This window comes from Sulfolobus acidocaldarius SUSAZ (assembly GCA_000508305.1).
In the GTDB taxonomy this organism is placed as follows: Archaea; Thermoproteota; Thermoprotei_A; order Sulfolobales; family Sulfolobaceae; genus Sulfolobus; species Sulfolobus acidocaldarius_A.
The window spans coordinates 1,597,757-1,622,131 of record CP006977.1; the positions used below are offsets into that span (position 1 = coordinate 1,597,757).

The 24,375-nt window shown below is 39.0% G+C and carries 28 protein-coding genes; 8 read left to right on the plus strand and 20 right to left on the minus strand.

Translation table 11 applies throughout. From position 1 onward, the window contains the following. Window positions 1–368: 368 nt before the first annotated feature. From SUSAZ_09035 to SUSAZ_09080, 10 genes are all read right to left on the minus strand, one after another. The gene (locus SUSAZ_09035) at window positions 369–887 is read right to left on the minus strand and encodes a permease (GenBank protein ID AHC52047.1); all 519 of its coding nucleotides are present in this window, start codon (window positions 885–887) and stop codon (window positions 369–371) included. Window positions 888–1,673: 786 nt separating this feature from the next. Next, entirely contained in the window at window positions 1,674–3,920 is a 2,247-nt protein-coding gene (locus tag SUSAZ_09040; protein ID AHC52048.1) for a prokaryal membrane protein, read from the minus strand. Window positions 3,921–4,096: 176 nt separating this feature from the next. Further along, complete coding sequence (locus SUSAZ_09045; GenBank protein ID AHC52049.1) at window positions 4,097–5,422, minus strand: amino acid permease; 1,326 nt, start codon at window positions 5,420–5,422, stop codon at window positions 4,097–4,099. Window positions 5,423–5,812: 390 nt separating this feature from the next. After that, window positions 5,813–6,181: a twitching motility protein PilT gene (locus SUSAZ_09050; protein AHC52050.1), complete on the minus strand. Its 369-nt coding sequence runs from the start codon at window positions 6,179–6,181 to the stop codon at window positions 5,813–5,815. Next, the gene (locus SUSAZ_09055) at window positions 6,165–6,407 is read right to left on the minus strand and encodes an AbrB family transcriptional regulator (GenBank protein ID AHC52051.1); all 243 of its coding nucleotides are present in this window, start codon (window positions 6,405–6,407) and stop codon (window positions 6,165–6,167) included. The genes SUSAZ_09050 and SUSAZ_09055 overlap by 17 nt, the downstream gene beginning before the upstream one ends. A gap of 490 nt (window positions 6,408–6,897) precedes the next feature. After that, the gene (locus tag SUSAZ_09060; GenBank protein AHC52052.1) at window positions 6,898–7,242 is read right to left on the minus strand and encodes a DNA-binding protein; all 345 of its coding nucleotides are present in this window, start codon (window positions 7,240–7,242) and stop codon (window positions 6,898–6,900) included. Then, entirely contained in the window at window positions 7,235–8,395 is a 1,161-nt protein-coding gene (locus SUSAZ_09065) for an acetyl-CoA acetyltransferase (protein AHC52053.1), read from the minus strand. Before SUSAZ_09065 ends, SUSAZ_09060 begins: the two co-directional genes overlap by 8 nt. 1 nt (window position 8,396) lies before the next feature. Further along, a complete protein-coding gene (locus SUSAZ_09070; protein AHC52054.1) occupies window positions 8,397–9,509 on the minus strand; it encodes a mandelate racemase in 1,113 nt (370 codons plus the stop codon). Next, a complete protein-coding gene (locus tag SUSAZ_09075) occupies window positions 9,502–11,037 on the minus strand; it encodes an AMP-dependent synthetase (GenBank protein ID AHC52055.1) in 1,536 nt (511 codons plus the stop codon). Before SUSAZ_09075 ends, SUSAZ_09070 begins: the two co-directional genes overlap by 8 nt. Continuing rightward, a complete protein-coding gene (locus SUSAZ_09080) occupies window positions 11,034–11,768 on the minus strand; it encodes a 3-oxoacyl-ACP synthase (protein ID AHC52056.1) in 735 nt (244 codons plus the stop codon). The genes SUSAZ_09075 and SUSAZ_09080 overlap by 4 nt, the downstream gene beginning before the upstream one ends. A 147-nt stretch (window positions 11,769–11,915) precedes the next feature. Here SUSAZ_09080 and SUSAZ_09085 point away from each other — a divergent pair, with 147 nt between their 5' ends. Further along, window positions 11,916–13,328, plus strand: coding sequence for an MFS transporter (locus SUSAZ_09085; protein AHC52057.1), 1,413 nt, complete (start codon window positions 11,916–11,918; stop codon window positions 13,326–13,328). A gap of 11 nt (window positions 13,329–13,339) precedes the next feature. On the opposite strand, the gene SUSAZ_09090 is transcribed toward SUSAZ_09085, so the two are convergent. From SUSAZ_09090 to SUSAZ_09120, 7 genes are all read right to left on the minus strand, one after another. After that, window positions 13,340–14,026: a hypothetical protein gene (locus SUSAZ_09090; GenBank protein ID AHC52599.1), complete on the minus strand. Its 687-nt coding sequence runs from the start codon at window positions 14,024–14,026 to the stop codon at window positions 13,340–13,342. A gap of 129 nt (window positions 14,027–14,155) precedes the next feature. Then, on the minus strand, window positions 14,156–14,416 hold the full coding sequence (locus SUSAZ_09095; GenBank protein ID AHC52058.1) for a hypothetical protein: 261 nt from the start codon (window positions 14,414–14,416) through the stop codon (window positions 14,156–14,158). A gap of 124 nt (window positions 14,417–14,540) precedes the next feature. Beyond that, window positions 14,541–14,870 (minus strand): sulredoxin, encoded by a 330-nt coding sequence (locus tag SUSAZ_09100; protein AHC52059.1) that lies wholly within the window; start codon window positions 14,868–14,870, stop codon window positions 14,541–14,543. A 274-nt stretch (window positions 14,871–15,144) separates the two neighbouring features. Then, window positions 15,145–15,732, minus strand: coding sequence for a hypothetical protein (locus SUSAZ_09105; protein ID AHC52600.1), 588 nt, complete (start codon window positions 15,730–15,732; stop codon window positions 15,145–15,147). After that, the gene (locus tag SUSAZ_09110) at window positions 15,704–16,288 is read right to left on the minus strand and encodes a hypothetical protein (GenBank protein ID AHC52601.1); all 585 of its coding nucleotides are present in this window, start codon (window positions 16,286–16,288) and stop codon (window positions 15,704–15,706) included. The genes SUSAZ_09105 and SUSAZ_09110 overlap by 29 nt, the downstream gene beginning before the upstream one ends. Continuing rightward, window positions 16,269–16,496, minus strand: a complete 228-nt coding sequence (locus tag SUSAZ_09115) for a hypothetical protein (protein ID AHC52602.1) — start codon at window positions 16,494–16,496, stop codon at window positions 16,269–16,271. Before SUSAZ_09115 ends, SUSAZ_09110 begins: the two co-directional genes overlap by 20 nt. Window positions 16,497–16,554: 58 nt before the next feature. Beyond that, on the minus strand, window positions 16,555–17,121 hold the full coding sequence (locus SUSAZ_09120; protein AHC52603.1) for a hypothetical protein: 567 nt from the start codon (window positions 17,119–17,121) through the stop codon (window positions 16,555–16,557). Between the two features lie 298 nt (window positions 17,122–17,419). On the opposite strand from SUSAZ_09120, the gene SUSAZ_09125 reads away from it, so the two are divergent. Further along, on the plus strand, window positions 17,420–19,123 hold the full coding sequence (locus tag SUSAZ_09125) for an MFS transporter (protein ID AHC52060.1): 1,704 nt from the start codon (window positions 17,420–17,422) through the stop codon (window positions 19,121–19,123). Next, entirely contained in the window at window positions 19,104–19,553 is a 450-nt protein-coding gene (locus SUSAZ_09130; protein AHC52604.1) for a hypothetical protein, read from the plus strand. Before SUSAZ_09125 ends, SUSAZ_09130 begins: the two co-directional genes overlap by 20 nt. 222 nt (window positions 19,554–19,775) lie before the next feature. Here the strand turns inward: SUSAZ_09130 and SUSAZ_09135 are convergent, their stop codons facing one another. Next, window positions 19,776–19,886 carry a hypothetical protein gene (locus SUSAZ_09135; GenBank protein AHC52605.1) on the minus strand — a complete coding sequence of 37 codons (111 nt, stop codon included), beginning with the start codon at window positions 19,884–19,886 and terminating at the stop codon, window positions 19,776–19,778. Window positions 19,887–20,074: 188 nt separating this feature from the next. After that, window positions 20,075–20,248 (minus strand): hypothetical protein, encoded by a 174-nt coding sequence (locus SUSAZ_09140; protein ID AHC52606.1) that lies wholly within the window; start codon window positions 20,246–20,248, stop codon window positions 20,075–20,077. Window positions 20,249–20,647: 399 nt separating this feature from the next. Between SUSAZ_09140 and SUSAZ_09145 the strand changes: the two genes are divergently transcribed. From SUSAZ_09145 to SUSAZ_09160, 4 genes are all read left to right on the plus strand, one after another. Next, complete coding sequence (locus SUSAZ_09145) at window positions 20,648–20,875, plus strand: AbrB family transcriptional regulator (GenBank protein ID AHC52061.1); 228 nt, start codon at window positions 20,648–20,650, stop codon at window positions 20,873–20,875. After that, entirely contained in the window at window positions 20,859–21,254 is a 396-nt protein-coding gene (locus tag SUSAZ_09150; protein AHC52062.1) for a twitching motility protein PilT, read from the plus strand. The genes SUSAZ_09145 and SUSAZ_09150 overlap by 17 nt, the downstream gene beginning before the upstream one ends. A gap of 391 nt (window positions 21,255–21,645) precedes the next feature. Beyond that, window positions 21,646–21,930, plus strand: coding sequence for a hypothetical protein (locus SUSAZ_09155; protein ID AHC52607.1), 285 nt, complete (start codon window positions 21,646–21,648; stop codon window positions 21,928–21,930). 40 nt (window positions 21,931–21,970) lie between these two features. Further along, on the plus strand, window positions 21,971–22,204 hold the full coding sequence (locus SUSAZ_09160; protein AHC52608.1) for a hypothetical protein: 234 nt from the start codon (window positions 21,971–21,973) through the stop codon (window positions 22,202–22,204). Window positions 22,205–22,419: 215 nt separating this feature from the next. On the opposite strand, the gene SUSAZ_09165 is transcribed toward SUSAZ_09160, so the two are convergent. Continuing rightward, window positions 22,420–22,545 (minus strand): hypothetical protein, encoded by a 126-nt coding sequence (locus SUSAZ_09165; protein AHC52609.1) that lies wholly within the window; start codon window positions 22,543–22,545, stop codon window positions 22,420–22,422. A gap of 732 nt (window positions 22,546–23,277) precedes the next feature. Between SUSAZ_09165 and SUSAZ_09170 the strand changes: the two genes are divergently transcribed. After that, window positions 23,278–24,276: a family 2 glycosyl transferase gene (locus tag SUSAZ_09170; protein ID AHC52063.1), complete on the plus strand. Its 999-nt coding sequence runs from the start codon at window positions 23,278–23,280 to the stop codon at window positions 24,274–24,276. Window positions 24,277–24,375: the final 99 nt, after the last annotated feature.

The window sequence follows — 24,375 nt, forward strand, 5'->3', positions numbered from 1 at the left end:
GATCGTAAAGTGATAGTTGTATAATTAAGCTGGGATCTAGGTGGGGCAATCATCTAGGGTGTATACTAACTCGGGATAGGTTTACAGTACCTGAATATCAAAGAATAGTTACAGAAAGGTTATTTCACATAAAAATAGTTTAATTCATTTTGGTGAGAAATGAAAGGTTTAAAAAATTAATGATAGAAAGAAAGTTCCTAATATTATTGATGAAGAAGCTGTCCAAGTAGCAAATATTGCAATAAAGATAGAGAAGAGATATTCTCAAGGCAAGTAAATATAAGAGGAAATAAGAGATGATTAAGATTTACATATTAGAGGTAACAAGAGAGATAAGAACAGACGTAGAAGAGTAAAAACAAATTATCTCATACTATTCTGAATAATCCTTCAAAATTCTTATACATAAGGTAAATCGCTACAATTATTATTATTATTACGAATATCTTTCTAAGCGTGTCTTTAGGAATGGATACTGCCATTTTTGTACCTAAATATCCTCCAGCCACTCCTCCAATTAAGTATAAAACAGAGATTAAGAGACTTATTTCTCCAGCCATAGTGTATCTTATTGCACTTACTACTCCAAATGTTCCTACAGCAATTAATGACGTTCCTACTGCCCTTAGTATGCATAATCCTACACTAAATATTAAACCTGGAACTATTAGAAAGCCTCCACCTATTCCAAATAATCCTGATAATAATCCAACGGCAAAACCAGTAGGCAAAATTCTCTCATATCTTATTTTGCAAGAAGATTTCGCTTTCTTCATTTCCGCATTCTCAGGTTCATCTGATCCTTCCTTTCTTCTCCACATCATTACTCCCACCACTATCATAAGTATACCAAATAAGAATAGTAATGAGGAACCATTAACTAACAATCCTATACTTGCGCCTATAAACGAACCAACAATTCCTGGAGCAGTGAATAATATCCCTTCCTTTACTTTTACATTTCCTTTTTTAAAGTGAATGAAAGAATTAATGTAAGCGTTAAGTCCAACTGCTAATGCTGTAGTTCCAATAACTATGTGATCTATCTCATTAGCTTCCGGAGTACCTTTAGGATATAGATATCCTAACCCTACGAAATATAATAGAAGAGGTACTGCTAGAATTGATCCTCCACCGCCTATTAGACCTAAACTAAATCCTACAATTAATCCTGCTATTACTGAAAATAGGTTAGTCCAGTGGTGTAATATCTATGGGAATCGTAGTACCGCCTAAATTAATTAAAAAAAGCATTTATAAATTTTTCCCCAATTAGGGAAAATTTGAAATTTTATATGAGAATTACAAACTATATCTTCATTACACACATTAATTACAACGACTTATAGTATTTTTTATCAAAATATCCATAAATTACATGAATAACTATATAAAACTAGTTGAATATCGGCATGCTAAAAATAATTGAAGATATTTTTGTTCTGACTTCCTCTCCGCTATAAATGATGAGAATTCCTCTTATCATTCCATATTTATTCTTTTACATCCCCGTCCTAAAGGGCGAGGCTTTCATTATTTTGTAATCCCATGACTCTCTTCCCCTTTAGGCGCGTAGGTGAGTGAGAGCTAAGTTCCTACATTTAACCTTGGACTTCAATGAAACGATATGAATGACAGTGTAGGGATAAGGTTTATGGAAACACACGAAGGCTTCACTCCACCACCCTTCCCTTCTTTGTCTCACCCTTCCTCTTAACCTTGAGTATTGATAGCATTGCAGGGAAATAGATCGTTCTTATCACAAACGTGTCTATCACAAGTGATATTATGAACGCTATGCCCAACTGTTCAAGGAACCCGATGGGGATCAAGGCTAGCGCACCTAATGATGCAGCAAGTATTAGACCCAGTGAGGTAACTACTATTCCTGTCCTCGATATGGCGAGCTGAATCCCTCTTTTCTCTCCGTGTTCTTCTATGTCCTCAACTACCCTTGATATTATGAACACGGTGTAATCATTTCCTAAACTCATCAGTATAACGAAGAGTATTACCGGTATAAGGTAGATAAGGGGTTGGTTCAAGACAAACCTAGAGATCAAGTAGAGGAGCCCTGTTGCCCAGGTTATACTTATCAACACACCTGAAATGGAGATCAAGGGGAACTTCCAGGACTTAAAGGATATGCCTATGATCAAAGCTACAAACAGTGTTATTAGAACTTCTAACTCTGTGAAGTTTTGAGCAGTTTCGGTTTGCTGGTCAATTACTGACGAAGTTAGACCTCCAACTAGGAGATCGTGGTACTCTCTCAGTGCATTAACTGTATGTATTGCGTTAGAAGAGAATGGGTCATATTTCGTGTAGGCGGTGAACAACAAGTAACTACCATCTACGACAAATGCTGAGATGTTTGTGTTGTTTGTGATCTCCTGCCCATTAACATATGGTCCATATACCTTTGTTATACCAGGGGTTGAGAGTATCTCCTTTGCTGTTACGATGATCTGGTTCTTTAGTGCTGTGTTGTTGGAGTTTAAACTACTACTACTGTTAACTTTCATTAAGACTATGATCGGGTAAAGCTCATTGGCACCAAACTTGCCCTCAATGAAGCTCAAAGCCTTAACTGAGGGTAGACTTGATGGTAGTCCTGCGTTAAAGTTATAGGTAGTGGGAAGGTTTAGGAAGAACATGAAGGCTGGGACAGCTAAAGCTAAGATTACTATAGCTACAACGTATTTTCTCCTTACCGAGAGGTCACTCACCCTGTAGAACCAAGATTTCTCAAGGTTCTCTGTTGTCACTGTGTTTAACCCTCCTTTTGTGAAAACTCTCTTCCTGATAATAGAGAGTATTGAAGGTAACAGGGTTAAGATCAACGCAGTCGATACCACAACAGCTAAGAAAAGTACTAGCCCCCAGCTCAAGAAGTTGGGGACTAAGGAGAATGACAGTAAGCTGATTCCCACAGTCAGCCCACTTATGAGGACTGCCCTTCCACCCTTACTGGAGGCTATCTCTAGAGCCACCCTGTCCTCCCTCCCCTCCCTTAACTCCTGTCTGAATCTAGCTAGGATGAAGACCACGTAGTCTGTAGTGACTCCAACTAACACTGCAGTGAGGGTATAGTTAACCACGAAGTCCACGTTAGTGACGAGGGCACCGACTAGGAATATGGCAAAATAGCCTATAAGTGTGGTTATTGATATGAACAGGAGTGAGACCAATGAGCCCTTGTAAGACCTTAACGTTATCCCTACAGCAATGGCGAGTATTATGAACACTAAGCCAAATGCGAATGCGTTCTTGGAGGTTATCTGTTGGGTCTCATAGGCTATAGCTCCCTCACCTGTAAGTGAGGCATTATCGCTGAAGTACCTTTGGGCAATGTCCTTGACCACGGGGTAAGCCTGTTGAGAGGGAGTTTCACCGTTTTGTAATATGAAACCAGATGACTTGTTGAATGTCACAAATAGAAGGAATGTGGTGTTGTCAGGGCTAACGTATCTGGAGGTGATGAAACTGGGAGCCCCTTTTAGACCGTTCTGTTCAACGTACTTGACCGAATACTGGTGTGCAAGAGTAGTGTTGTGGTAAACACCTGAAAGCACAGCCGTTAGGAAATTTATGTAGTCGTTGAACGGTGACTGAACACTTGACAAGTAGGGAATACCCTTAGATAGTGTTGAGTTCTGGAAGGAGAGTGACTGGTTTGCTGAGTAAGAGGTATATGGGTTTTCCTTGACAACTACTATTAGGGTGTCGTTGTTATATGAAGTCCCGTTCAAAATCTTGTTCACTATCGCAGACTCGCTGTTAGATGGTAAGCTTTGCCCTGTAGAGTAGGATATGTACTTAGTATAGTTCATAACTGCTGGGGTAATGAGAATCAAAATAACTGCCCAGACGGCTATGATCAACCACTTCCTTTTCAGTATGAAATTGGTAACTGTCATGGTAGTGTATTGGGTGAGGGCGTATTAAACTCCGTCTTAGAGGTGAGCTAAGAAAGATTTATATAGGGAGGGGCTAAGAGTTGTCCTTCCTAGAAGAGTTGAGGATATAACGATATAACTAAATTACTAGCATACTAGTTTAGGGAGGGAGCACGTTTTTTCTCCTTCCCCAGAGACTATTCACTCTCAGTCTCCATCATACTGTAGATCTCAGCCACTAAGAAACCTATGATTATCCATGACATAAAAACATATACTACTATGGGTACTGAGCCTGCAATGGAGTATATTAACTCGTATACAGTGTAAAGGGCTGAGGCAACACCTATGATTAACTGTATTTTCCTCTTGAGTACTTTCTTTATGGATATCCTAATGAGTGAGAAGTTAGCAGACAAGTGTACGAACAGGTTGGCAAACAACGCTACAGAGGATATGAGTATGAAGGCAGTGAAGATACTCCTCAGGAAGTACAACCCCACGGAGATTATGGCAAAGTATATCAAAACAGATAGGAGGACTGCCCTTACAGGTCCCTTATAACTTTCAAATTTTGCAAAAAATTTCGGTAAGAAGTTGGACGACGCCATTGCAAACACTGTTCGTGAAGTGGCTGTCAGAAATGCTAGGCTTCCCACAATTCCGTCGTTGATCGCTGCAAATAGTACAAACACTAATGTGAGTAAGCCCAGCCTGTCCCTGATTAATGTCAAGATGTCCACATTGTTCATGGATAGGTGAAAGTAAGAAACGTATGTACCTATAGCATATACGTCAAAGGCTGCTAAAAGTCCACCTACCAGGATCACTGTTATAATAGCCTTGCTTATCACATTCCTGGCGTTTTTGGTCTCACCCGATATTGGAGCAATTGACCCATAACCTGTTGGGATGCTGGAGCCAAACAGGATTGCTATGGCTAATTGGCTTAAATTCAGCTTTGAACTGAAGGGGTTGTACAGGTGGAAGCCAGTTGATTGGATCAGGAGAACTGCCAGTGCTGTCATCATAATTATCTCAACCAGAGTTGCAAATATAGCGTATTTTGTGCTTATCTTTATTCCGAGTATGCCGAGAAGTGCAGAGACTGACATTACACCCAGTGTTACGATCCAGGGGTTGATGTTCAACACGTGGTACAGGACATAGGCAGTACCGAACACATAACCTGCACCATAAGTAGTTGAGTAAAGTATGTACATCCAACCTGTCTCAAATCCTAGCCTTTTGCTAAGTGAATAGAAGGCATAAGTGTAATACCCTCCCTCCTTTGTAAACCTCTTAGATAGTTCATAGACAGATATCCCGTTCACCAGCACAAGTAGTGTGCCCAGAATAATGGCTATTGGACCAAACAGGCCTGCATATAGTAAGGCTACAACACCGTAAGTCAATATACTTAAAAAGGGTGACTGTCCACCTATGGAGAGGAAAACAATGTCTGTGAAACTTAAATGACGTTTGGGCTCCTCTGGTACTCCTTTTGCTTCATTCTTATCCATATAAGGGTTATACACGTAACGTCCGTATTTAAATTCTACCTAACAATTTATGGTAACCATATAGATTATATCTATTTTATGATATTAAATATTTTATTATTTAAGAGTAAAAAATTATTAGACTGTTGAAATTAATTAAAGATAGCTAATAGCTCTCTCAGCACGTATGAGGGATTAATAAAACAGGACTAAATATACTAAATTAACCATGAATTCAATTTTACGGTTCGTTTCTGAGACGACACTAGAGAGGTTAAAGGGTATGAGAGCATTATAGCGGTTCGAATTCAAGAGGTTCCAACATGTAATGGGACTCCTCTAAGGACAATTGAACTGTTACCCCTCTCCTAAAGGATTTAAACAAAGAAACAACATCCTATGTCGCTCTACTTAATGCCTATTTATTTTACTTTTTAGCTTTTTATCGAACGTTAACACACTTAGCCCTAATCTCCTCGCGGTGGAAACTATCAGGAAGTCATTAAAGTCGTCGTATTTTCTTGGGTCACTTCTTGTTGCAAAGTACAAGTCCTCAAGTGTGTTCTCAACTACTTCCACTTTAGGGTCACTTAGTATACTCTCCATGACGCTCTTGACTTCAATACCGTTCTTCACCAGGAAGTAAGCAATTTCCACTAGGCTAATAAATGGTAAGTAGGCTTTCTCTAACTTTTTCCAGTCCTCTAATGCTTGTTCATGAAAGATGTGGTCCTGGAAAATTACAGCTATGACGAAATTGGTGTCAACCACTACCTCCAACTTCCTCTCCTGCTTCCACTATTACTTTATTAACCTCTTCATCAGTAAACTTCCTACCTAACTTTAGGTTTAAGGACGCTAAGTCACCCTTCTTTTTAACCAGTATTATCTTATCACCCTCGGTATACAGTATGAGCTTATCGCCGACCCTGATGCCAAGTTTTTCCCTAATAGTAGCTGGTATTGTTATTTGGTAATTCCTAGTCACTTTTGTCTCTTCAACCATGTTTAGTAACTAATTCTAGTAATATATAAAATTTTTCTCTTCAGCTAGCTCGTGGTTAATAAGACAGATTAGACAGCTTCCTCAAAGTATTTCATGACGTTGATCATGTTTTCATACACACTTTAAACTTACACCACAACTGAATCGTTTTCACTTCCCTTTTTCGTTCCTCATTTTACCGTATAAAATCGCCATATCTAATTTAATACTTGATTAAATAAGGAAAAGACTACAAGAGAAGATAGGGAGGAACAAGTTATGTCGACGTTTCTCTATGAACAGTGGACCCTGAAGTCGTTTCATGAGGGATATTAGAAATTTACCTTCAAGGAGACGTTCCCTTCTTTACGGAGATTGGATAAGACCATCACTTCACTTAAGCTGTGGGAAATTTTGTGCTCAAAGGTGAAACTGTGCCTCCAATTAGTTATCACACAGGCTGACAGAATGAGAAAAAAGCCTAGCCCTCAAGGCGGGGAGGAGGCCAGTCTTATATCTTCTCAAAAAACGGTACCTTTGACTCCTTCCCCAGGAACTTCACCCTTACCATATCCCCTATCTCTACTGGTACAATGAAGTTTGCATACATCCTAAACCCCTCCTCCAGTTCCACTATACCGTAATAGATTTCTTTGTTGTCTCTATCTCTAAACTTTGTCATGGAGAACACTGATCCAACTCCCCTACTCTCCCTCACCTCAAGCTCCCTACTCCTACATTTTGGGCAATAATCTCTGGGATAATAGAAGGAGTGACCACACCTAGTGCACTTTAGGTATGGTAATTTCTCATTTCCAAACATTTCTTGATATTTCTTCTTTATCTCTTCAAACATTTCCCTCACCCAGAACCATGGTTACAGAGTGACCCCTATTCCACCCTCCTATGCCATTAATTAGTACCCTGTTGGCATCTTTCACTTGGTGGTTAGTAGCCATGTCATTCAGCTGAAGTATAGCCTCCTCTAAAATCACTCCACCGCTCATGAAAGCAGGCTGACCTACATTTAGAGACCCTCCACCGGTGTTTATAGGGACCTCACCCTGATAGGTGATGTCAGTCCTCTCCACAAACTCCCCTCCCTTCCCCTTCTCAGTTAAGCCTATGTCCTCCATCTGGAGCATCACAGTGATTGTAAATGAGTCATAGAGCTGGAAAGCGTCAATCCTCTCCAGGTTAACCCCATTACTGCTCTCCACTGCAGGGGTGTAAACTATATCAGGTAGTTCTGGGGGCATCTCAGACCAGTGGGACTCACCATAAAACTCGACCTTCAAAGGTCTCAGATCAGACTTCCTCTGGTGCTTACTCACAACAAACACGTGGAAACCGTCAACGGGGTAGACTATTTCAAGGAGCCTCAGAGGGTCACTTACCACTCTGGACTCCAGGACATCCTTGACAGTTAATGGCGTCTTGTACATCGCCCTCTCATTACCTAGGGCATTTTTCCTCTGCATTACGGCAATTAGAGCTCTCTGTTCATCACTGGTTCCGAACAACTTTGAATGCCTTTTGGCTACTAGAGCGTAGTCACTTACAGGGTTAAGGTCTTGGTAAACTCTGAACAGGTCATCATAAGGGGTGAGTTGCACATTCCCCAGGAACCTGTCTACAGCATCGACTGTAACCTTGTTCTCCCTCAGGAAGGAAGCCTTTCCCCCAACTACACATAAGGCTGTGTTTATCTCTCCAACCTCAATTAACTTCTCTGCCCTGTAAACCATGGTCAGTGCTGAGGGTCCCCCATACTCCACAAGCTCTATTACCTTTGGCTTTATCCCCAAGAAAGAGGGTATCTGAAATGAGGAGAAGTGTAACGACGCCTTTCCGTCAAAAACTCCCGGTAAGACAGTGTAAAATATACCGTCTATGTCTTTCAGGTCAATAGTAGCCATGTCTAGGGCTTTGCTCACAGTCTCGGCTAAAAGCTGAAACGTGGATCCTTCATACTTTTTGTGTATTGAACTTGAGAACCCGACTATCATTTCACTCAACCCTATACTTCTCTATTACCTTCTCATTTAAGTTTACACCCAGACCAGGCTTATCTGGGGGTATGAACTCACCGTTCTCAAATCTTATAGCCTCTCCTGCTAAGCTCTCCCTCAGGGGGTTATACCTCAGGTGGTACTCGATCATTGGTGAATCTATTACAAGCGCTGCATGTAAGCTAGCGACGAAGCTTATCCCCCCTGCAGAGTAATGGGGAACTACAGGTAGCCCAAACGCCCTAGCCAAGTTACCTATCCTAACCATTTCGGTTATCCCTCCGTTCCACGACGCGTCGACCTGGACTATGTCAACTGAACGCTTAGTGATGAGATCTCTGTACTCGAAGAGGGTCGAAGCTGTTTCATATCCCGCTATTGGTATGTCTAACGCCCTAGTCAGCTCTCCGCTCAGGTCTGGAAAGTCAGTGGATATTGGCTCCTCGAAGAACATCACTCCTAGCTTCTCCAGTTCCCTTCCCACCTTTAGGGCTGTGTTGAAGTCATACACGTTATTAGCGTCTACAGCAATGTTCAGTGAGTTTCCAAAGTTCTCCCTTATGGAGGAAAGCCTCTTCAGGTCATCTTGGACACTTAACCCACCTATCTTGATCTTCACTGCACTAAACCCCTTTTCGACATACCCCTTAACCTCCTCCAATAACTTCTCCACATCCTTATCTTGCCTATAATATCCCCCAGTTATATATCCCCTTATTCTCCTCTTCTCTCCCCCAAGTAGCTTGTAAACCGGAGATCCCAGTTCCTTGCCTAACAAATCCCATAGAGCGATATCGACACCGCTGAGTGAGGATATAGTGACCCCTCTTCTCCCTAGCCTAAAGGTGGTCTTGTACATCTTGTTCCAAAGTGCCGTGATGTTTGAGGACTCCTCTCCAAGGAGTAATGGTCTGAAAATCTTTTCAACTGTAGTGGAGACAACATCTAATATCCCGTAAGCTATAGCCTCTCCATAACCTACTTCTCCGTTACTGGTTATAACGTTCACGACTGCAACGTCCATATAGTGCTCAGCTCCCCCCTTAACAGCTAATGCGTCCCTCTCATAGAACTCCTTTGAGGAGAGCTTGGTCACTTTAACTTCACTTATTTTCATTCCTGAACGCCCTCCTCATAATTTTGCCTGAAGGGGTTTTAGGTATTTCCTTTACAAAGTTAACCATTTTAGGTACTTTATATGGAGCTAAGTGTTGTCTGCAGAAGTCAATAATATCCTTCTTCAGTTCGTCATTCTCAACGAACTGTTCCCTGAGCTTTATGAAGGCTCCAACAGTCTCTCCCCTATAATCGTCAACTATTGAGACCACTGCCACCTCTTCCACTGCAGGGTGCATATACAAAACCTCTTCCACTTCCCTGGGCATGACCTTAAAGCCTGATGCGTTAATCACGTCTTTCTTCCTGTCAATAACATATATCCATCCATTCTCTATTTTCCCAATATCACCTGTTGGCAACCAACCGTCTTTAAATTTCTCCATCCTCCAGTATCCTGAGACAACCTGAGGTCCCCTTACCAGGAGTTCCCCATCATGGCTGACCATTACCTCAGTGTTATAGACCGGGATACCAGAACTGACTACGTTGTACTCACTATCAAGTGGTAAGTCCCCTTCATAAGGATATGGCCAAAGGGTTGCAGGTGATGTGGTCTCTGTTAAACCCCAAGCCATGTATATCCACGAACCCAACTTTTCTCTCCACTTCACCTCTAATGAACGGGACATTGCCATACCCCCTGATGACCACAACCTCATTGAGGATAGATCTTCCACACCCCTGTATGCATTGACCATGGATGTATAAGCGGTAGCAACTGCCATGGTGACTGTAGTCTTCTCCTCCTCAATAACTCTAAGGGTCAGGTCTGGGTTAAACCTGAAGAAAGTGGTTATCTCAGAACCAGAGAGGATAGAGGAGGTTATTCCGAAGATCTGACCTGTTATGTGAAAGAAGGGGGCAATAGCTAGGTTCTTGTCCCTCTCACTAAACTTGAACCAGTGTTTGTATATAGTAGAGGAGGCAAAGATGTTTGAATGGGTTATTGGTACACCTTTAGGTTTACCTGTAGTCCCAGAGGTGTAAACTAATAGTGCTATATCATCTGGTCTTACATCAGGTTCGTGTCCATTGCTTTGTCTATCACCTGATTTAAACTCAAGATCCTCATTGCAGTCCTTCAACTTCCACGCCTCACGGTACTCACTTGAGATTGGACTAAAGGTCTCAGGATTTGTCCTGATCACAGGAATCTTATCTGTGCCAATAGACTCACATGAGGCTATCATTAGCTTAGCCCCAGAGTCCTGAATAAGGTAATCCAACTCCCTCTCTGTGTAAGAGGGATTTACTGGTAAGACTATCCCTCCCCTTTTCCATATGGCAAACTCAGCTATTATAAACTGTGGGATATTCTGCATGGACAGGAGTACAACGTCCCCCTTTTTCAGGTCTAGACTAGAAGACACCGAATTGACCATTGAGTTGAGCTGCCTGTAACTTATCTTCCTTCCAAAATAACTTACCGATACATTGTCTGAGGAACTTCTCTCCTCTAATGCCTTAACTATTGAAAAAGGGTTATCTAACTCTTCTAACCTTTCCCCTCTAGCTATCACTGTGAGAAGCCTCCGGTCACTTCAATCTCAGCCCCGCTTATGTATGACGCCTCATCAGAGACTAGGAAGGCTATGATATTGGATATTTCCTCTGGTCTGCCCATCCTACCTGCAGGGATCCTCTCCAGGAACATCTTCTTTATCTTGTCAGGTAATGGGGCAGTCATGGGTGTGTCAATAAACCCTGGGACGATGGCGTTGACTGTTATGTTGTACTTACCTAACTCCTTTGCCAATGTCTTTGTGAACCCTATTAACCCAGCCTTTGCAGCTGAGTAGTTTGCCTGTCCTACATTACCTTTCCAACTGATTGAGGACATGTTGATTATTCTCCCCCACTGGTACTTTATCATCCCTTCAACTACCTGTTTAGTCATGTTGAATGCTCCGTACAAGTGGACTTTGATCACTTGGTCCCACTGTTCTCTGGTCATTTTAACAAAAAGGGCATCCCTAAGTACTCCGGCGTTGTTTATGAGTATGTCTACGTGGTCTATACCTAGATAACTGAGAGCTTGGTTGTAGAATGCGTTACAACTTTCCCAGTCTGTTACGTCTAGGTGTAAGCCTATAACTTTCTCGTTTTTCGTAGCTTCCCTGACGCTTTTTGCTTTCTCCTCTATATTTTGGGCAATATCCCCCATTATTACACCATAACCCAACGAGGCTAACTTTATTGAGGTTGTATACCCTATGCCGCTCCCTCCTCCTGTAACGATTGCGTATCTCATAGAGAATTATTACGCAAATGGATATTTAAATTTCATTATAGTTTAAATATAAACTAATTATGGAGGAAGAAGTATTGTAGTCAAAAAAATTAATATTTACATGTAAACATTTATTAATTTAACATAAGTTTATCATAAGTAAATAGCATGAGTGACAAACACTCTCAACAGAAAATAGAAGATGGAATTAAAGAGATCTACAATTTCGTTTTATCAAAGAAGAACATTTCCTCAAGGTATATTGCAGTTTTGGCATTAGCCTCCCTGTGGCTCGACGCTTTTGATTTCGCCTCCTTAACCTTTGCTGTGAAATCATTACAAAACACATTTATTGGTACTCCAACACTCCTGTTATCATTCTCATTGGGAGTAATACAACTTGGTGCACTAATAGGTGCTATCTTTGGAGGATGGCTGAATGATAAGATAGGGAGAAAGAACATGTTTACACTGAACATGATTCTCTTCGTCGGAATGGCTATACTAGCCGGGTTATCGACTAACATATATGAGTTCATAGTCTTTAGGGCCCTACTGGGCTTCGCTTTAGGTGCAGATACAGCAACAGGTTTCGCATATATATTTGAGTACATGGAGAGAAAGCAAAGGCTGTTCTGGAGCAACCTATGGCAGTTACAATGGTATTTGATGTACCTGTTCACCATATTCCTGGTTTTATTCCCATATTATTTTGTGGTAGGATCACTCACTGATCCAGGTCTCTGGAGGTTATTGATGATTATTGGTGGACTATTCGCTCTAGTCATACTCATTTTCAGAAGTAAAATACCTGAGTCTGTTCTGTGGTTAGCCTATCAGGGTAAGTTGGCTACTGCAAAAGCCATAATAAGAAAGACTTACGGTGTGGAATTAAATAATATACCAGATGTTGATATGGTCCTGAGACCAGTAGCAGGAGGAGTTCGAAGCGTATTTAAGATATACAGGAAAGAGAAGTGGAGGGAACTGGTATACGCTTTTAACGGTAATTTTGAACAGGGGTTCATATTTTACACTTTCGGTTTCTATATCCCATACATTCTTTTAGCCCTAAAATTTGCTGGTCCTTTATCAACACTTTACGTATCAGCATTTCTCTATGCTGGAGGGGTAATAGGAGGAGTACTTACAGCCTGGTTGACACCTAGGATAGGGACAAAGTCCCAGTATATAATAGGTGCAATAGGAGAAGGTGTATCAGTCGGCTTAATCGCACTAACTTACATCTACAACTTGCCGTTAATTTTCTTCGCAGTGTTCTCTTTCATGTTTTACTTCTTCCATGTAATAGGTCCAGCAAGCCAGGGAATGACATCAATAAGTGCGTTTTTTGGAGCCTCAGAACGTGGTACGGCAGCAGGGTGGGGCTATTCCTTCGTTAAGCTAGCTGCCACAATTGGAGTTGTCATAGGTTTAGTAGGTGTTACACTGAATCCAGTTCTTACCACAATTGCCTTAGCAATTTACGGTGTATTGACCGGAATTATTGGCTTACTCATAGGCTATGACACTAGAACTTATAAGGTCGTAGACGTGGAGGAAGTGGAAAAAGCAACCTAATTTTTTGAACCTCATAAAATATCTACAATTTTTTTAACTATACTCCTTATTATCAGAGATGCCCTCATCTTACTGACCCCTAGTTCCTCAGCTACATCGTCTAATTCTGCACCACGAGGTATGTCGAAGTACCCCATCTCCTTTGCCTTCGTTAGGGCAATTTTCTGTCTCTCAGTGAAAATGACATCACCTATTCCCCTATTGACTATTCTCAAGATATCCCTATAACTCAGGGGTTTAGTCTCAAAATTATTTACTGTCACATCTAGACCTCGGAGGTATGAGAGGATTTCCTCATTGTCTCTGTTCGAGATTACTAGTTCGTATTCCTCGATACCATTGTTTATCCTAGAGAAGGAGAGTATCAAGTTCCGTTCCTCGTTCTCAAGTCTCTTAAACCTTGATACTATAGCGTGGTTCTCTTTCTGTATCATGTCCACAAAAATTATTTTATATTTTCTGTTTCTAGACAGGACATCGACACTGAAGTCTATAATTGTATGATCTTTCCTTAAAGTTTCATTGATCACTTTCTTTGGTTCAGGGTGCCTCGATATTATGATCCTTTTTGCCCTGAGAACTCCTAGGTTAGTCTGACTATCGATTAAAACATCAGAATAGTCAAACGAGGAGGTGAGCCTACTCCAGCAATCGTTGTGGGTCATGCTAATGAGGGCGTAATACCTGTTATTAATCATAATTATAAATAGCTTAGAGCGTTATATATTATTTCCCATGACTTTACGATTAAGACTCTTTAGATATAGGCTTATGTAGGCTGAGGTATTAGGGTAAAGCTCTTCCTCGTGAAGGCTTATGAAAAGTGGTCAAGTACCTATGTACACCTTTCTCCCATTCTTCAGTGTTATCTCCAAACACTTGCCACCCTTTCTGAGGTTATAGTATGTGACTTTTCCATCTATTGTAGTTCCTACAAATATTACGCCCTTTGTCCTGAGCAAATTGCAAAGTTCATCAGGCGCTGTTGTCTCCTCTATCTTTGTTATATCGTTTCGCTTGATCATTATGTTGTAGGAGAGACCTGGAATCCTTATTGTTATTCCATTATCATTTATTTCGACACTCATAATTATCTCTCTAATTTTATAATTATAAACCATATCTGAATGTGCAAGAGACATATTCTGTTAGAAATTATGAGATTTTAGTTAGAATTGAAAAAATACGAGTGGAACTTGTAATATTCTCGCTTCACACGTCCACCTCTATCCATCCACTATTGTCCCTGATCTGGTATGTCTTAAGTCCAAGTTTCTCCTTGGGTGCATCGGGTGCTACGTATGGTGGTTCCAACATATTACCGGTGTTTAAATCAAACACTGCGTGATGGCAGAAGCATTTAACAGTTAATTTCTCCTCATCTAGTAAACCCAGTATGCATCTAGCGTGGCTACAGACTGCGTCCATGGCATACAGTTTACCTTTAATGTTAGCCATGAAAATTACCTTATCTTCAACTTTCACAGACGCATATTTTGCCTTTTCGAGTGCCTTAGCTGAAATAGTTCTCTTCCAAACCATAAGTTCTTTTCCTGAAGCAGAATATTTAAGTCTATGAGTTTCCATTAGGCTTGAGAAAATATATACTTTGACGAGTTATTCATCACTTTACGTGCTTCACGAGGATATGTTAATACGGGATCTAACTTCTGAGTTCCTTTATGACCAAAAGGTAACATGACTTTTCATCTTGTCGCCTCCCATCTCTCCTCAGAATATTTGGTATAGTTTGCTCTGTGATAGGGCACTGATCTTAACTTCCCACATTAGTTAGAACGAGGAAGCCTGGAAAAAATCAAAGATGTTCTACCTTAGGTAGTTCAATTCTGTCTACCAATAAAATGTTTAAGGCTAAGAGTAACACTGCAACAACTACTGATAACAGATTAGCCTGATCTGAGAGGAAGGGGAATAGGAAATTCACCTTTACACTTAGTCCTAGTGCACTGATGATGAAGTTAAAGATTAAAGCCATGATATCGTTCTTTAATGTAATACCAATTATGGTAGAGATTAAGACCAAAATGTAAACTTGGACAATGAATTTCGCTAATGTCATTAAAGACGAGGTCACCCACAACGTTACGCCTATAGGTAGAACAGAGGTGATAGAAAACAGTAGTAGCCTGGTGAATATGATTTCCTTGGGAGTAATCCCCATCATATAGGTTAAGGTGAACATGACTCCATTAAACATGCTACTTAAAACTAGGTAAGTGAAGATAAATGACAAAAAGATAACTAACACGAGGTAGTTTAATATTATATAAGAGTTTAAAGTTATTTTGTATATTTTCTCAACTATAGGTAGTACTAAGAAGATCAGGGGACCTAAGTAACCCAAGTCGTTCATTTTAATTTCTTTTCCTATGCAGTTCTTCATCTTCCTCAACCATCCTCCTGTATAACACATTTAGATCCGCTACATCTATACCAAGTATCCATTCCATGTTTACCCCCTTACTCTTGAGCTCAGTCAATATTCCCTCTAAAGTCGACTCAGCCTCGATGATTACAGAGTTTCCGAAATGTCTACCTCTACCTAAGAGCTTAATGATTTCCTGTGGTTTATTTGTCCTTATAATGACTAAGTTACCGAACTTCGTACTTAACTCTTTAAGGTTCCCATTAAACACTATCTTCCCTCTCCTAATAATGACCAAGTTTGATGCTATATTGTTGACCTCTGAAAGCTCGTGGCTAGATATGAATACGTTCTTCGCCTTGTGGAGTAACAGGTTATAAAACCTAACCCTCTTATCTGGGTCTAGATTGGCAGTGGGTTCATCTAAGACATATAGATCTACTTCTCTTCCTAAGGCTATGGACAGGCTCACCAGCTTGGCTTGCCCTGTCGATAACGAGTTAAAGTTCTTTTTCAGAATCTCCTCAGCACCTAGTTGGTAAACTATCTCCTCGTTAACGTCTGCAATTTTCAAGATGTTTTTTTACTTTGATGTCAGGGAACACAGGCGTATCAATACTGAAGGAAACTCTTTCATGAACCCGCTTACTGTCTCTACACTCAATTCCCAGGATATAACACTCACCCTCATACTTATAAACACCCGCGAGTACTCCTAGGAGAGTAGACTTTCCTGCGCCATTAGGACCCACTAAAGCAGTATAGCCCTCCTTAACATCCAAAGATACGTCATCTAAAACTACTTTTTACCGAACCTCTTAACAACATGTCTGAGGGAAATCATTTACTCATAACCTCCGTATTACTTATTATCCTAATTGACAAGAGGATTAAGACAGAATTATACACGACCAGGAATTGGTTACCAAGAACTTTCCCTACAAGAAACGGAAATCCTGGACCTTGAGAGATTTTATGCTGACCATAATTAAAGATCGTAATACCGTCAGACTTAGTTAAGTTTTCATATATTAACTGAATCTTGACGTTGTTCAACAAGCCAATCTTACACGTGTTGGGTTCGGTGAAGTTGACACCAAATAAGACAGGATAAGAGGATACATACGATATACTATTATAAGGATTTGAGTACGTGGTCATATAAGACCCGTTACTTAACCTTACCACACTTGCGTTCAAATTAAGACAGTCTTGTGGAAAGATTATGAACGCGGTGGAGTTGTGTTGATCTAAAGGGAAAAGTATAAGGGAATAACTCAGTTTCTTCACAACGTTGCTGTTTAAACTATTTAGCGAAGCGTACTCATAAACGTAAAGAGCTATGAAGGATGCGATAAACATGAGAATTAGCAGCAGAATTCCTCTCATCCACATTAATATATTCACCTAACCTGAGTGTGAGTTATTGTATATATGACCTGATTGAAAAGGGTTCCGTCAACGTATACGTATTTACTATAGAGATTGCTACTCGCGTTACTAGTATGTATGAGCACCATTAAAGCAGTTGATAATAGAGTACACAGTATAGCAAAGAGTATTGTCATATTTTTTATAAATTCTATGGTCAAAGTAATATTACTTCTCAGATATATTTGCTTAAAGACTGTATTAAAATTTTCCTTTTGTGATTTGGTTAGAATAAGTTTATAACTTAATAGTTCAGTATTGAACTAGATCCAAAATGGTCCAATACAAGTGGATTGCACTTTCAAATACGACAATTGGAGTGTTAATGGCGTCAATAAACGGAACAATAATATTGATCTCTTTACCAGCAATATTCAGAGGGATAAATATTAATCCGTTGAATTCTTCCTCCTTCGAGTACCTTCTCTGGATACTAATGGGATATAACGTAGTTACTGCAGCTCTGTTAGTAACCTTTGGTAGGCTATCAGACATCTTTGGTAGGGTAAGGCTTTACAACTTGGGCTTTGCAGTCTTCACGGTCGGTTCAATATTACTCTTCATAACACCCAATCAAGGGACTGAAGGTGCACTAGAGCTAATTGTATTTAGAATTATACAAGGGATTGGTGCAGCTTTCCTCTTTTCAAACAGTGCGGCAATAATAACAGACGCGTTCCCGCCAAATGAAAGAGGTAAGGCATTAGGTATAAACCAAATAGCCGGTCTAGCTGGTTCGCTCATAGGTCTAGTCATGGGAGGTATACTTTCCACGTTGAACTGGAGGTATATATTTCTAGTGAGTGTACCTGTTGGACTACTGGGCACAGTGTGGAGTTATTTGAAATTAAAGGAGACCGGAGTGATAAGAAGAGAAGACAAGATAGATATACTTGGTAACGTGACATTTGCTGCAGGGCTAATATCAATTCTTCTCGGTGTAACATATGGCTTAGAGCCCTATGGTAATAGTGCCATGGGATGGACGAATCCCTATGTGATAACAGCTTTAGCTGCTGGTGCTGGATTGTTAATAACATTCCCGTTCATAGAGAGGAAAGTGAAATATCCAATGTTCAGACTAGACCTCTTTAAGATAAGAGGATTTCTAATGGGTTCGTTATCTCAGATTCTCTTTTCTTTTGCATTCGGAGGAGTAATGATAATACTGATAATACTGCTCCAGGGTATCTGGTTGCCGTTACATGGTTATAAGTATGAGGACACTCCGTTTTGGGCTGGAGTCTATACACTACCAATGATGCTGGGCTTTGTAATCATGGGGCCAATAAGTGGCGCATTATCTGACAAATACGGTGCAAGGTACATTTCCACAATAGGCCTAGTGATTATTGGAGCAGCTTTTTTGGCACTAAGTACTTTACCCTATGACTTCAGTTATCCTGAATTCGCAATCACCATATTTGTGCTTGGTATAGGAAGCGGAATGTTTGGTGCTCCAAATATAGCTGCCATAATGAACAGTGTGCCAAGAAATACTAGAGGGGCTGCCTCTGGCATGAGGACTACCTTACAAAACAGCGCTCAGACAGCAAGCTTAGCTTTGTTCTTCACTATAATCATAAGTGTCTTAATAAATAACCTGCCTACAGCACTGTCTAGCGCAGTAACCCAGGCAGGAGCTCCGCAATTAGCACCTTTATTATCTAAGATTCCAGCAACTAGTGCACTCTTTGCAGCTTTCTTAGGCTATAATCCTATTGGTACAATCCTCTCTCTATTACCTAGTCAGCTCTTAGCTACAATAAGTCCTAGTGCAATTGCAACACTTACCAGTACTTATTGGTTTCCTGAAACTATAGCACCTCCATTTATGAACGCATTGAGAGTTTCATTCTACATTGGTGCGGTATTGGTCTTTATCGGCGCAGTCTTTTCGATAATGAGGGGTGAAAGAGTAATATACGAGGAAATAGAAGATCCTCCTAAGGCTGGTGGTGGAAGTGACACAGCTTGAATCAAAGGAAATTGAGATACTCAGGCTACTTTCAACTCTGTATAAACAACTCCATAAGGAGGCAATACAAAAATTGGGTAATGAGATATTACCCTTAGATATAGGTATACTTAACGCCATATCGAAGGGTGTTAACTCTCCAGTGAAATTAGCCTACAGTTTTGGTGTATCAAAATCTGCTATAACATATGCTGTTGATAGACTTGAGAAAAAAGGATATGTTGTGAGAGTGAGGAGTGAGATGGATAGGAGATCCATTACTCTCCAGATAACAGATCAGGGAAAACAACTTCTGAAAAGGACGCAGGCGATATATATGACGTTAGTAAGAAAGAAGTTGAGTGTGCTATCTGAGGAAGAGTTGAACATGTTGTTAAACATAGCTACAAAATTAGTTGAAAGAAATAAGTTAACGCCAATAGAAGATTAACATTTTCTGAAATAATTTTAAACTATTACAATAAAGGAAAGGTAAACCTTGCCTTTTAAGGTGAAGGTTTTTAAACATGAAAATGACTTCCTTTTACTGCATCTCCTTCTGGTCAACATCCTAAAAATGGTGAGCAGGAGCCGATTACCTCCTAATCATAGTTTCAGACAATAATAGTAAGACTTTTCCACGTGGATACTAACAAATGTTCCTAGCTATTATTTAGTCCTCCTTAACCATCACTTCATAGTTATTAACCTTGTTATACTTTGGATTAGCTAAGATTCCCTCATGCACAAAGGGAAAATGTGATATATCTAAGAAGTTATCCATTACTCTAAAAGGATTAGCGTTAAAGGAGAATGGACCTATCGTTACTTTTCTTAAAGTTAGATCATAATATTCCGGGAATTCCGGTATATCGTGTTGATTATTTAATGAAATCCAGACTATTCCAAACTTTTCTTTAACGTTATATCTTTTTAGAATAACATTTTTATGAACTTAGTAATTAGCCTTGATTATAATTTTATCACGTTTCTTAAATTTTCATAAGCCTCAACTTCCCCCTTTGACGCATTCTTAAAGAGGATAATGTAGAAATCTACATTTATCTTGAGCTCCATAAAAGTAGTGTTGTCTCTAACCTCATTACGATAAATTACTGCTACTTTTCTCCTTAACAACTCATTCATCTTAGCCTTAAACAATCTTAACCTTTCATAATTATCCTTGCCAAATTCCTCCAGATTTCGCAGTATGTGATGATTGCTTAATGGAAGTCCTAGACATGGATAACAGAAGATATCGTTATCCTTTTAACAGTTGTGCCTACTGTGGTCCTAGATTTTCGAAAAAAATATAGGAATAATATTTTCAACCCTCTGATTTTCGGGTTCATTGGTAAGTGCATATTTGCTAGTTTTAAGCTTCTGAACACTAATATCCTCTTATTTATGAACTCATTTAAAATAATTTTTCTAATAAAAAATTTAATTTATACGAAAACAAAATTATCCACACATGAAGAAAGCCACCAAAAATGTTCTGTTATAGTAGATAGGTTTATATATTAGTATGCTTCATAGTAATTCATGGAAAGGGTAAAAGTAACTAGGAATTATCAAATAACAATTCCTTCTTCCATAAGGGAGGCTTTAGAGATAAAAGAGGGTGATATTCTAGAAATTTCACTAAAAGGGGATCATATAGTCGTGAGCAAGGTTGTCCCAAGGAGGCCAAGGGTTAAACTACAGAAGCCCCTTACAATCGATTATATCGAGAAAAGCATAGAGAGGGGCATTAATGAAAATCTTAGTTGATACTAACGTCATCATTTACGACCTAGTTGAGAACTCGCAGTTCCATAAGGAAGCTGAGAAAATTCTTGATAGCGCTGAGACGTGGGTTATTCCAACAATTGTCATTCACGAGTTAGTATGGTTTTTGAGAGATAACAATTTGGAAAATCCAGACTACGTTTATGCCTATGTGAAAAATCCTAAAGCTGAAATTGTCTGCGACGACGCTGAGATTATAAGGAAGGCTATAGACATCACGAGGAAGGAGAAGCTTTCCTTTTCAAGATATAACGACCTGGTGATACTTTCCCATTCAATATCTAGGAAATTGCCTTTGGCTACTTTTGATAAAAGGCTGTCCAACTTAACTAAGAGGTACAACGTAGATATAGTTAAATAGGACTCTACGTTTACCTGACTTCCTCCAAGCCATAAATGACTAGGGTTCCCCTACCGGTTCGGGCTTACACCTTTGAGGTAAAGTCAAGAGGCAAAAACCCCCTCCCATACATATTCATTATTGCAATTACGTCCATATCATTCTCACAACCACAACTCTCACGGGAAAAAACCTAGGTAAATCTTTCTAAATGAGGTTCAAAACATTGAGAAAATTATGGAAGTTGGTTCAGGAAAAGACTTAACTCTAGGGTTTACCTGTCAGGCTCTTCATCCCAACTAACACCTTTAAGAATAGCTGAAGAATTAAGGGGAAGAAGTGTAAATTATGAGGTTTATCCGCTATCCTTTAAGGAATTCTTGAGGTTTAAGGTGTTTGAATATAAAAGCTTATGGAATTCACTCCTCAAAGAGGAAAAATATTTTCACTTTTTAGAGAATATCTGTATTTCGGCTCAGATCCCGCTGTAGTTTTGGAGGAAGAAAATGAGAAACTAAGATTGTTAAAATCTTATATCGACTCAATACTGGTTAGGGACTTATCAATGAATAAACCCAATATTGACTCACTTTTTACCAACTGTCTTATATCAAATTACGCTAGGCTGATAACTATTAACAATGTTTATGAGTACATGAGAAGTTTAGGAATAAAATTGGAAAAAAGACCTGATTGAACTTTTTGACAAGACAAGGGAAAGTTATTTCTCCTTTCTAGTGGAAGAGTTCAAGAAGAGAGAGAGGAAAAGTAAAGTTAATCCAAAAAAGTTGTACATCATTGATATAGGTTATCCTAAAGCGCTAGACCATGAGTTCTCGATGTCACAGACTATGGAGAAGATCGTGCTTGAATACTCTCACTTTCTTAAAACCATATTCTTTCAACTTGTTTATCAAATAGTTTACGTCCCTATTCTCTGGCCATTAGAAGATGCTGAATACTCTATTTGAACTACATCAAAGTTGCTTATAGAGTCATCACTTATTAACTTAAATTCTTCACCCTTTATGTCTATATCTGATATTGTAGGTTTATTTATATTGAACTCCTTTAGAATACTAAATAAGCTAAAACTTCTCTTTTTAGTTTTTGGTACGTTGTTTGTATAAACTGATGATCCTCCTGAACAACTCGAAGCTGGGAGTTCAACCTCACCGTCAGAATCTTAAGCATAATCTTTTAATATGACCTTATTAGTTAAGTCAAGATTTAAGCTCAAACTCTTTAATGCTGTTCTATAACAGTCATTATTGGGTTCAAAGGCGTAAACTTTAGCCCCCTCTACTAGCATAGTATAATGCCATCTCTCCTATATATGCACCACCATGTACTACATTTTATCTTTTAAATCCTCACACACGTGATGAATGTTATAGAGGAAAGTTTCAGCAAATATTAACGGATCGAACCCTTCTAAAGTGAATTTTAGTAAATCTGGAGTTATAATTATTTTTTCTTGTTATCAAAGTACCAACTAAAAGGATCATCTTTGCTATTAAGACTTACACCATACTTAGCACTAAATAAAGTAAGTGCGACAGGGTACATCTTTGATTTAGTTGAGTCATAGTAATGTATTTCATCCTTTTCAAGGTGAAAAGCTTACCAGGATTTAACTTTATAGGAAAGTCCCTAATTAATATGATCGTATTACGTATACATCGTATACTGCACACGCCGGAACTACCATCCTTCAGCTTCACATAAATTCTTTCGTTTCCTTACATGTTGAAGTACACTAAAACCAATTCCTATTAACTTGTTGATAAGCCCTAATAATCTTGAGGTAATGACATATTCGCCATAAACTTTTCATAGATGATTAATGTAAGATTATTTTAAAAAATTTTTGCTATTTTGAAGATCGAGAATGAACAGTACTGAATAAAATGAGCCTAAGAGACAATATGTTTCAATACTTTTTAAAGACTGAAGTTATAAAATAATTTCACTTATACGTAACACGACTGATTTCAGAAAATCTCAATAAGCTTATATATTGTCTCAATAATCCCAAAAGAGAATGACCGAAAGAAAAGATATCTCAGTCATAATTGCTGCATACAACAGAAAAAAGTACATAAAAGAGGCAATAACTTCAGTTCTGCGACAAGACTTTAGGAGGGATAAGTATGAGGTAATTGTCGTAAAGAACTTCAAGGACGATAACATTGATAACTATATTGATGAAAATAATGTTAAGTCTATTTATACAGAGGTTGAGGAATTAAGCGGTAAATTTAAAGTGGGAATTGAAGAGTCGGTTGGAGAGATTCTATGCTTCCTGGAGGATGATGATAAGTTTTATGAGAATAAACTCAGAAGAGTAAAGGAATCCTTCACCAAATACAAGGATTTAGCTTTCTATCGTAACAAGAGAACGCTGATTGATGAACATGGAAACATTATACTTGAACCGAAGCATAGGGAAGATGAATACACTAGTGAATTTAATAGGTCTGTCTATGCGAGTCTGATTAAGAGAAGAGAATGGGTAAATAACAGTTCAATTTGTGTTAGAAGAAACACGATAAATCTTGAGGAATTAAAAGATATAAAGATTTTAGTTGATGGTTATTTTTTCTTCAACACATTGATCAACAGGAGACCATTACTTTTAGATCGTACTCCCCTTACATATTATAGATACCACGTTAACAATATATCTGTTATCGGTTTAAAAGACATTTATATTGATCAGAAGCTTCGGCAGAAGTTGTTATACGATTTAGAGAAAATTTATCAAATAAGTAAATGTAATGAGGAATTCAATGACGTATTCTATCATTATTACATTCACACTAGATGGAATTACAATATCATCTTCGAAGACAAGAGATTAGATGCACTTAAGGACAGCTTAAGGATGTTAGGTAGTCCTTTTATCTCCATGACAAAAAAGCTCGAAATTATTGGCGGTTCTCTCCTAAATATGGTCTTTCATAATCAATTCAAAAAATATCTAATTAAAAGACGTAATCAAATTCTCCAAAAATTACCCGAATCATTGATTGATCATTGAAACTCAATCAACCTAACAAAATTAGGTATTTCCCCTTAAAAAACATCAGTTCCAGTAAGTAATGATAATTATATTAAATTCTGACCCACTCCCCGCCCT

Excerpts from the sequence above, each read along its gene's own strand:
- SUSAZ_09060 (AHC52052.1), bottom strand. The coding sequence starts at position 7,242 with ATGTTTGAAGAGATAAAGAAGAAATATCAAGAAATGTTTGGAAATGAG.
- SUSAZ_09090 (AHC52599.1), bottom strand. The coding sequence starts at position 14,026 with ATGATTAATAACAGGTATTACGCCCTCATTAGCATGACCCACAACGAT.
- SUSAZ_09155 (AHC52607.1), top strand. The coding sequence starts at position 21,646 with ATGGAATTCACTCCTCAAAGAGGAAAAATATTTTCACTTTTTAGAGAA.
- SUSAZ_09135 (AHC52605.1), bottom strand. The coding sequence starts at position 19,886 with ATGGATAACTTCTTAGATATATCACATTTTCCCTTTGTGCATGAGGGA.
- SUSAZ_09165 (AHC52609.1), bottom strand. The coding sequence starts at position 22,545 with ATGCTAGTAGAGGGGGCTAAAGTTTACGCCTTTGAACCCAATAATGAC.
- SUSAZ_09125 (AHC52060.1), top strand. The coding sequence starts at position 17,420 with ATGGTCCAATACAAGTGGATTGCACTTTCAAATACGACAATTGGAGTG.
- SUSAZ_09150 (AHC52062.1), top strand. The coding sequence starts at position 20,859 with ATGAAAATCTTAGTTGATACTAACGTCATCATTTACGACCTAGTTGAG.
- SUSAZ_09105 (AHC52600.1), bottom strand. The coding sequence starts at position 15,732 with ATGAAGAACTGCATAGGAAAAGAAATTAAAATGAACGACTTGGGTTAC.
- SUSAZ_09095 (AHC52058.1), bottom strand. The coding sequence starts at position 14,416 with ATGAGTGTCGAAATAAATGATAATGGAATAACAATAAGGATTCCAGGT.
- SUSAZ_09055 (AHC52051.1), bottom strand. The coding sequence starts at position 6,407 with ATGGTTGAAGAGACAAAAGTGACTAGGAATTACCAAATAACAATACCA.
- SUSAZ_09140 (AHC52606.1), bottom strand. The coding sequence starts at position 20,248 with ATGAATGAGTTGTTAAGGAGAAAAGTAGCAGTAATTTATCGTAATGAG.
- SUSAZ_09065 (AHC52053.1), bottom strand. The coding sequence starts at position 8,395 with ATGATAGTCGGGTTCTCAAGTTCAATACACAAAAAGTATGAAGGATCC.
- SUSAZ_09040 (AHC52048.1), bottom strand. The coding sequence starts at position 3,920 with ATGACAGTTACCAATTTCATACTGAAAAGGAAGTGGTTGATCATAGCC.
- SUSAZ_09100 (AHC52059.1), bottom strand. The coding sequence starts at position 14,870 with ATGGTTTGGAAGAGAACTATTTCAGCTAAGGCACTCGAAAAGGCAAAA.
- SUSAZ_09080 (AHC52056.1), bottom strand. The coding sequence starts at position 11,768 with ATGAGATACGCAATCGTTACAGGAGGAGGGAGCGGCATAGGGTATACA.
- SUSAZ_09170 (AHC52063.1), top strand. The coding sequence starts at position 23,278 with ATGACCGAAAGAAAAGATATCTCAGTCATAATTGCTGCATACAACAGA.
- SUSAZ_09145 (AHC52061.1), top strand. The coding sequence starts at position 20,648 with ATGGAAAGGGTAAAAGTAACTAGGAATTATCAAATAACAATTCCTTCT.
- SUSAZ_09085 (AHC52057.1), top strand. The coding sequence starts at position 11,916 with ATGAGTGACAAACACTCTCAACAGAAAATAGAAGATGGAATTAAAGAG.
- SUSAZ_09045 (AHC52049.1), bottom strand. The coding sequence starts at position 5,422 with ATGGATAAGAATGAAGCAAAAGGAGTACCAGAGGAGCCCAAACGTCAT.